This is a genomic window from Microcoleus sp. OTE_8_concoct_300, from assembly GCF_031383065.1.
Taxonomy (GTDB): Bacteria; Cyanobacteriota; Cyanobacteriia; order Cyanobacteriales; family Microcoleaceae; genus Microcoleus.
The window spans coordinates 1-6,039 of record NZ_JANMZH010000146.1 but is presented as its reverse complement, the minus strand read 5'-3'; the positions used below and the strand labels follow the sequence as shown (position 1 = coordinate 6,039).

The window sequence follows — 6,039 nt, the reverse complement described above, 5'->3', positions numbered from 1 at the left end:
TGCAGGGGCCTATGGAATGGTAATTAGCGGTGCCGGGCCAACACTTTTAGCTTTAACTGATGTGACATCTGCCTCAGCGGTTGAGAAAGCGATGGCGGCTGCTTGGGGGGAATTTGAGGTGAAGGCTGATGTAAGGGCGATTTCTCTTGATACTCAAGGTGCACAAGTCTCAAATTTAGGGTTGTAAATTTAAACAACAATTCTTTACATATTCTTGGAAAACTGAAGACAATTTAAACAAGATTTTATCCTCTTTTATTTTCCTTACTAAATACCTTTGTTGTAAGGACTGTAAACCATTAATTAAATCCATTGATGATAAATCTAAACTCTGTTTTAAATATTCTCTGGATACAGGCTGATCGAACTTACTTAATTCTAAAACAAGTTGCTGTTCTATAGGTGATATTCTCTTAAATAACTGGTGAAAATTATATTGCATATCCTTGGTAATAATCAAGCTATTATCGCCTAAAAACTCAGCAACTTCACCATCAAAAATCTTTTTAATTAAAATAGCAATACTTTTTAAATAAACCGGATTACCCTCATATAAATTAATTAACTTTAACCAACTATCCTCATTTTTCAATCCTGTACCTTTCAGAATTGCCACATCATCTAAATCTGACAAGTCTAAACATTTAATCGGATATAATTCCTCGTCTAAACACTCCATTTCCGCACATTGCTCTTGACTAATTAAAATCACATGACTCTGATGTTCAACTTCTGCCATCATGGTGAAAAAGTTTTGATAATCTTGATATTCAGTTTGATATTGTCCCGCCAATTGAGTAGTAGCAAAGATATTATGAACATCATCAAGGATAATTAAACATTTTTTGTCTGTCAAAACATCTAATAATTGTTTTAACTTATCATCTAGAGTTTCTTTAGCTTCTTGTTTACAAGAATTCAATAAATCATTAACAAATAACTCTAAAGGTTTAGGAAATCTTAGGCTTCTCCAGATCATTAATTCAAATTCTTGTAGATTGAGATCGACAAACCTTTTAACTAGAGTGGTTTTACCAATTCCACTCAATCCCAATACTGAGATTAAACGAGTATTGTCATTGCTAATCGAATTAGAAAGGGTTTGAATTTCAGATTGTCGTGCGTAAAAATTAATGATTTGAGGAGCTACGGTTAAATCGCGATAATGTGATGTAGATTGAGTATTTATATCAGTTTCATAGAGCTTATTTCTTGGGCTGAGTTGATTTGATATTTGTGTAGGACAAAAATTATTATTACTGCCATTTATATGGTAAATATTAGAATTATCAGATGATTCAATATATACTCTTTCTAAGCTAGAACGAAAATTAGTTTTTTTTATATCCTCACCCAATATTTCAGATAAAAGTTGCCATAATTCAGCACCTACATCACCTACATGATTTTTAGTGACATAGCACTTCTGGGCGATATCATCATAGGTTTGTCTTTCCCAAGTCCCCTCAACTACAGCCCTTTGAACATCATCTAGGTGCTTTCCAGTTCGTTCAACCACTAGCCGATCGACAAATTGTAACAGTTGGCTTACATTCACAAAAGCTACAGAGGGTAAAGGTTTCACCCATTATAGCTGACTTTAATCCTATCTTTTCCTATCTTTTCCGATTTTCTGCTTAATATTGTGTAACAAAACTTCCGTTGAAATCCGAGTTTTTCCGATCGCAGTCCCATATTTAATTTTGGTAGGCTCTTAAAGCAAGCACAGGCTTAAAAAGTCGTGCTTTTTCCGTTGTTGATAATTTTTTAGGAGCATTACTAAAATGACACAAGCAAAAGAAAGATTACTCACTGATACTTACTCACAAAATGATTGTATTGTTCTTGACCTTGAAGAATTTGACTTGAGTGACTTAGATGCACTCAAAAATACAGCACTTGGTAATATTTTAGAAATAAATTTTCAAAATCCAATGGCAGCATCTGATAATAATCGACATGAGAGCCATTCTTCTCATGGTGAGTTCAATCAACGTGCTTGGGGGTAGTCAAGCACTGGCTATTACAGAATACTAATTAAATGGCTACTAAGTTACCTCAAGCAATAGTAGCCATTTAATTCTGGCATACATAATTTATTTTTTGAACATCTCATAATTTATGGCTGAGTTTACACCCTTACATTCGCTGGTTTGTAAAGTAGTATCCCGTTGCAACCTTAACTGTGACTATTGCTATATGTATCAGCATAGCGATCAAAGTTGGCAACAGCAACCGTTGAAAATGTCAGAAGCAACTATTACACAATTAGGTAAAAGAATTGATGGACATACCACCAAACATCAAGTATCAGAATTTTCTGTAATCATGCACGGTGGAGAACCTCTTTTAGCAGGATTAGACTATCTCAAAAAATTTCAAGAAATTATTTCAAAAAATGTGCCTAATGTTAAACTAAGATTTGGCATACAAACTAATGGTGTGTTGTTAAACGATGAAATCTTAGATTTCTGTATTTCTAATAATACAACAATAGGTCTAAGTATGGATGGCGATCGAGAAGCTAACGATCTACATCGCTTAGATCATCAAGGTAAATCTTCATTTTCCAGTTTGGAAAAGACTCTTCAATTATTAACTAGCGATCGAGGACGGAAAATATGGGCAGGTTTTTTATGTGTGATCGATCTACATAACGATCCTGAAGCTGTATATTCTTATTTATCACAACATCAGCCTCCTTCTATTGATTTTTTATTCCCTTTAAATCACCATGATTTAAGACCTCTTGGTAAAGAACAATCTCTTGATGTAACTCCTTATGCAGACTGGCTACTTAAGATTTTCAATATTTGGTATCATCAAAAACCTCAAACAATCAAAATTAGGAAATTTAAGGAAATTATTTTGCTCATGCTAGGATTGCAAGGAAATTCAGAAGAATGGGGTTTAAGCCCTGTTGATTTTGCCGTTATTGAAACCAACGGTGATATTGAAGCCGTTGATTCTTTGAAAGTTACTTATCCCGAAGCTACCAAGTTAGGAATGGATATATTTACCCACAGTTTTGATGAAATTTTTGAGTCACAAAAAGTCATTGAACGTCAAGAAAAGTGGCAATACTTGAGCGAAACTTGTCAAAAATGTAACTTAGTTAAAGTTTGTGGTGGTGGTTATCTTCCCCATAGATACTCTAGCGAAAATTACTTTCATAATCCATCAGTGTATTGTTCCGATCTCAAAAAAATGATTACTACAATTCGCGGACAAGTAATTGAAGATATGCAAACAATAAAGAAGAAAAAAAATCCTGCTGTTTAGTCAAAAATTTGTCTTATTAAATTAGGGTTAGTGCAATGAAGATCGAGCTGGATATTAATACCATCAAAAACTTAGTTTCTCCTACCGGGGCTTCGGATCCATTAGTTAAAGTAATTTACTTAGCAGAATATCATAGAACTTTGCTAAGGTTAAGTAATCTCTCCCAAAAACTGCAATCAGAATCACCTAAGTTAATTGATGGTTTAACCAACTTTTCTCAATCTTTTGAGTTAATAAAAGCATTTTCTAAAAATGCCCAAAGAAAGATTTTACGCTATCCATCTTTTAGTGTTTGGTTAGATACAGCTTGGCAATTAGTTAACCAAAAAGCTCATATTCTGTTTCCAGAAATGCACATTAAGTTTCATCTGGAATTTTTTCCAAAGTTTATTTTAGCAATGGCAAAATATGACAATATAGAAAATTTTGAGTGTTTTTTATATACCGATCATGCTGGAATTATTGCCATAGCCGGAACCGGAATTTATTTACAGCATCCTCAACATATTGCCTTTCAAAGATTGCGTTTTGTGACCACAAATAATGATAGTTTTAATATTTATACAGATAGAAATCAAAATTTGGAGATGATTCAAAATGAAATACCTCATCTCAATAATGGCATTGAATTAAATGCTTTTGATAGCGATCTACGTTTAGGTGGTCGCTATGATTTGAATTTTGAGGAATTAACACCAACTTCCACTATTAAATGGCTATCTACTTTAGAGGAAGCTTGGTTTTTGATAGATAGTTGTTCAAGTTTATTAGCAAGTGAAATTTTCATCGGAGTACAATCTTTAGTTCCAGTACATTCTCATGCTATTGATGTTCATAGAAGTCAGACATTTCGAGAAATACCAGGACTTCTCGTTTTATCTTGGATGTCAGATACCTCAGTAATAGTAGAAGCTTTAGTCCATGAATATCATCATCATAAACTTAATGCTTTATTGAATTTAGATCCAATCATTGTAGAAGGTAGTCTTGAAGCAATTTATTATTCTCCTTGGCGTGACGATCCTCGACCTCTCAGTGGTATTTTGCAGGGAATTTATGTCTTTCAAGCTGTTTTAGAATTTGAGCATAAAATTTTGAAAACAGATATACCTCTTTTACAAGAAAAGCGTTTACAACAAAGAGTGTATGCTGCTAAACAACAACTGCTAACTGCACTTAAAGTTTTAAAAATAAATGCAGTATTTTCTTTAATTGGTCAAGCATTGATTGAAGCAATAAAAGAAAATATCAATCGAGTTGAACCTGAAATCTCTCAAACAGAAAAACAACTGATTGACGTTAAATTAAAAGAACATCAGCAGAAATGGGAAGCGGCAAATCCTAATTTAGTCGGAATACAAACATTGCCACTTCAAGTATCTATTGATTGGGCAAATAATGACAACCATACAATATTGAATCAATCATGTGAAGGCTAGGAATTACACTAAATTAAAGGTGATACTTGTATTGTTGAGGGGAATATTATTAGAGTTTACCGAGACAATTCTCAGATCAGTGCTTATTTTGCTAAAGGTGACAAACATGAAGTAGAGATTCCATTTTTAATTAGTTTCTCCAAAGATACTTGATTGACAAAATAGGGATTATCAAAAACACTTTAGGGAGCGTATAAAATGTATAATTTAGTTTTAATTAAACGAGGATTAATATAATGAATCTTGTAGAAAAAATTATCAACAATATTCAAGAAAAAGACTTACAATATATTCTTGATTTAGAAAAAGAGATTTTGAATTCTAAATTAACTTTAGATCGAAATTTGTTAATAGATGTGGAGGATCAAAAAACCGCCCAACGATATTTCTATTTTTATACACTACCTATGTTAGAAGGACTAGGAGTTTTAGAACAGCAGGAAAATGCTATTTTTTGGGGGACTGTGCAATTATGTTTAGATTTACATCTAAGATATGTGGATTACATCATAGATAATGATAAAATAGACATAAGCAGATTATTAATTACGCAAAAGTCTTATAACTATTTATTCCGAGCGCAAATGCTACTAAATCAAAAAGGCTATTTGTGGGGTTCCGATCAAATGGCTATTTATACGCAATATTTTGACTACGAGAATGAAGCAAATACCGATCAGTTTCATGATTTTGGTAGCTTATGGAGACGAGTATCTCCTCTATTCATTGTTTCTGGAAGTTACTTAAAATTATCTGGTCAAATAGTTGATTTTGATTTTTATTACAAACGGTATATAAGTTCTTGGCTGCTCAAAGCAGATTGCTCGGATATTATTAAGGATATTCATAAACAAAAAACTCCGATTACCCATTTAGTATATAATTACGATGCTCAAATTGATAAGAATGTAATGTTGATGGCTAAGACTATTAACTCTATTGATGTCAAACTCGATCGAGGTTTAACTCAAATCAAAAACCACATATCTAACAAACTTCCAATTTGGGCAATAATTATTGAAAGTTTGTTGTCTTAAAGTTTCGCGATCGGACTCGCTCTGCAAAGTGTGATTGATAACTTAATCACAAAATTTGTTTCGATCGCCCATGAGATATTCCCAACATTAAGCGTCCTCTGCGGTTAATCAAACAATTCGTGATTTTGGATACAATTCCCGACTCAACACTCGATCGAACTCCTCAATTTTCGATGTGGATCTAAAATTCACCTAAAGTTCCACCCCCGATCGCAAAACCCTTCCTAAGATAGAAGTTAGGGGACGATCGACCTAACAGCCGATTCAGGAGCAAGTGTGAA

5 protein-coding genes and 1 pseudogene are annotated in these 6,039 nt (G+C 33.3%); 5 read left to right on the top strand and 1 reads right to left on the bottom strand.

The window, feature by feature from the left end:
• Positions 1–187, top strand: a pseudogene (locus ACUVJL_RS07380) (homoserine kinase); the annotation flags it as partial.
• Here ACUVJL_RS07380 and ACUVJL_RS07375 read toward each other — a convergent pair.
• Positions 176–1,585 carry an NB-ARC domain-containing protein gene (locus ACUVJL_RS07375; protein ID WP_445245259.1) on the bottom strand — a complete coding sequence of 470 codons (1,410 nt, stop codon included), beginning with the start codon at positions 1,583–1,585 and terminating at the stop codon, positions 176–178. The pseudogene ACUVJL_RS07380 and the gene ACUVJL_RS07375 overlap by 12 nt on opposite strands.
• Positions 1,586–1,784: 199 nt before the next feature.
• Between ACUVJL_RS07375 and ACUVJL_RS07370 the strand changes: the two genes are divergently transcribed.
• The 4 genes from ACUVJL_RS07370 to ACUVJL_RS07355 all read left to right on the top strand — a co-directional run bounded on the left by ACUVJL_RS07370 (position 1,785) and on the right by ACUVJL_RS07355 (position 5,758).
• Positions 1,785–2,009, top strand: coding sequence for a hypothetical protein (locus tag ACUVJL_RS07370; RefSeq protein WP_333207691.1), 225 nt, complete (start codon positions 1,785–1,787; stop codon positions 2,007–2,009).
• 112 nt (positions 2,010–2,121) lie between these two features.
• Complete coding sequence (locus tag ACUVJL_RS07365; RefSeq protein WP_445245258.1) at positions 2,122–3,282, top strand: FxsB family cyclophane-forming radical SAM/SPASM peptide maturase; 1,161 nt, start codon at positions 2,122–2,124, stop codon at positions 3,280–3,282.
• Between the two features lie 35 nt (positions 3,283–3,317).
• Positions 3,318–4,721, top strand: coding sequence for an aKG-HExxH-type peptide beta-hydroxylase (locus tag ACUVJL_RS07360; protein WP_333207693.1), 1,404 nt, complete (start codon positions 3,318–3,320; stop codon positions 4,719–4,721).
• A gap of 236 nt (positions 4,722–4,957) precedes the next feature.
• Entirely contained in the window at positions 4,958–5,758 is an 801-nt protein-coding gene (locus tag ACUVJL_RS07355; protein ID WP_445245257.1) for a hypothetical protein, read from the top strand.
• The last annotated feature ends 281 nt before the right edge of the window (positions 5,759–6,039 follow it).

Excerpts from the sequence above, each read along its gene's own strand:
- ACUVJL_RS07370 (WP_333207691.1), top strand. The coding sequence starts at position 1,785 with ATGACACAAGCAAAAGAAAGATTACTCACTGATACTTACTCACAAAAT.
- ACUVJL_RS07365 (WP_445245258.1), top strand. The coding sequence starts at position 2,122 with ATGGCTGAGTTTACACCCTTACATTCGCTGGTTTGTAAAGTAGTATCC.
- ACUVJL_RS07360 (WP_333207693.1), top strand. The coding sequence starts at position 3,318 with ATGAAGATCGAGCTGGATATTAATACCATCAAAAACTTAGTTTCTCCT.
- ACUVJL_RS07355 (WP_445245257.1), top strand. The coding sequence starts at position 4,958 with ATGAATCTTGTAGAAAAAATTATCAACAATATTCAAGAAAAAGACTTA.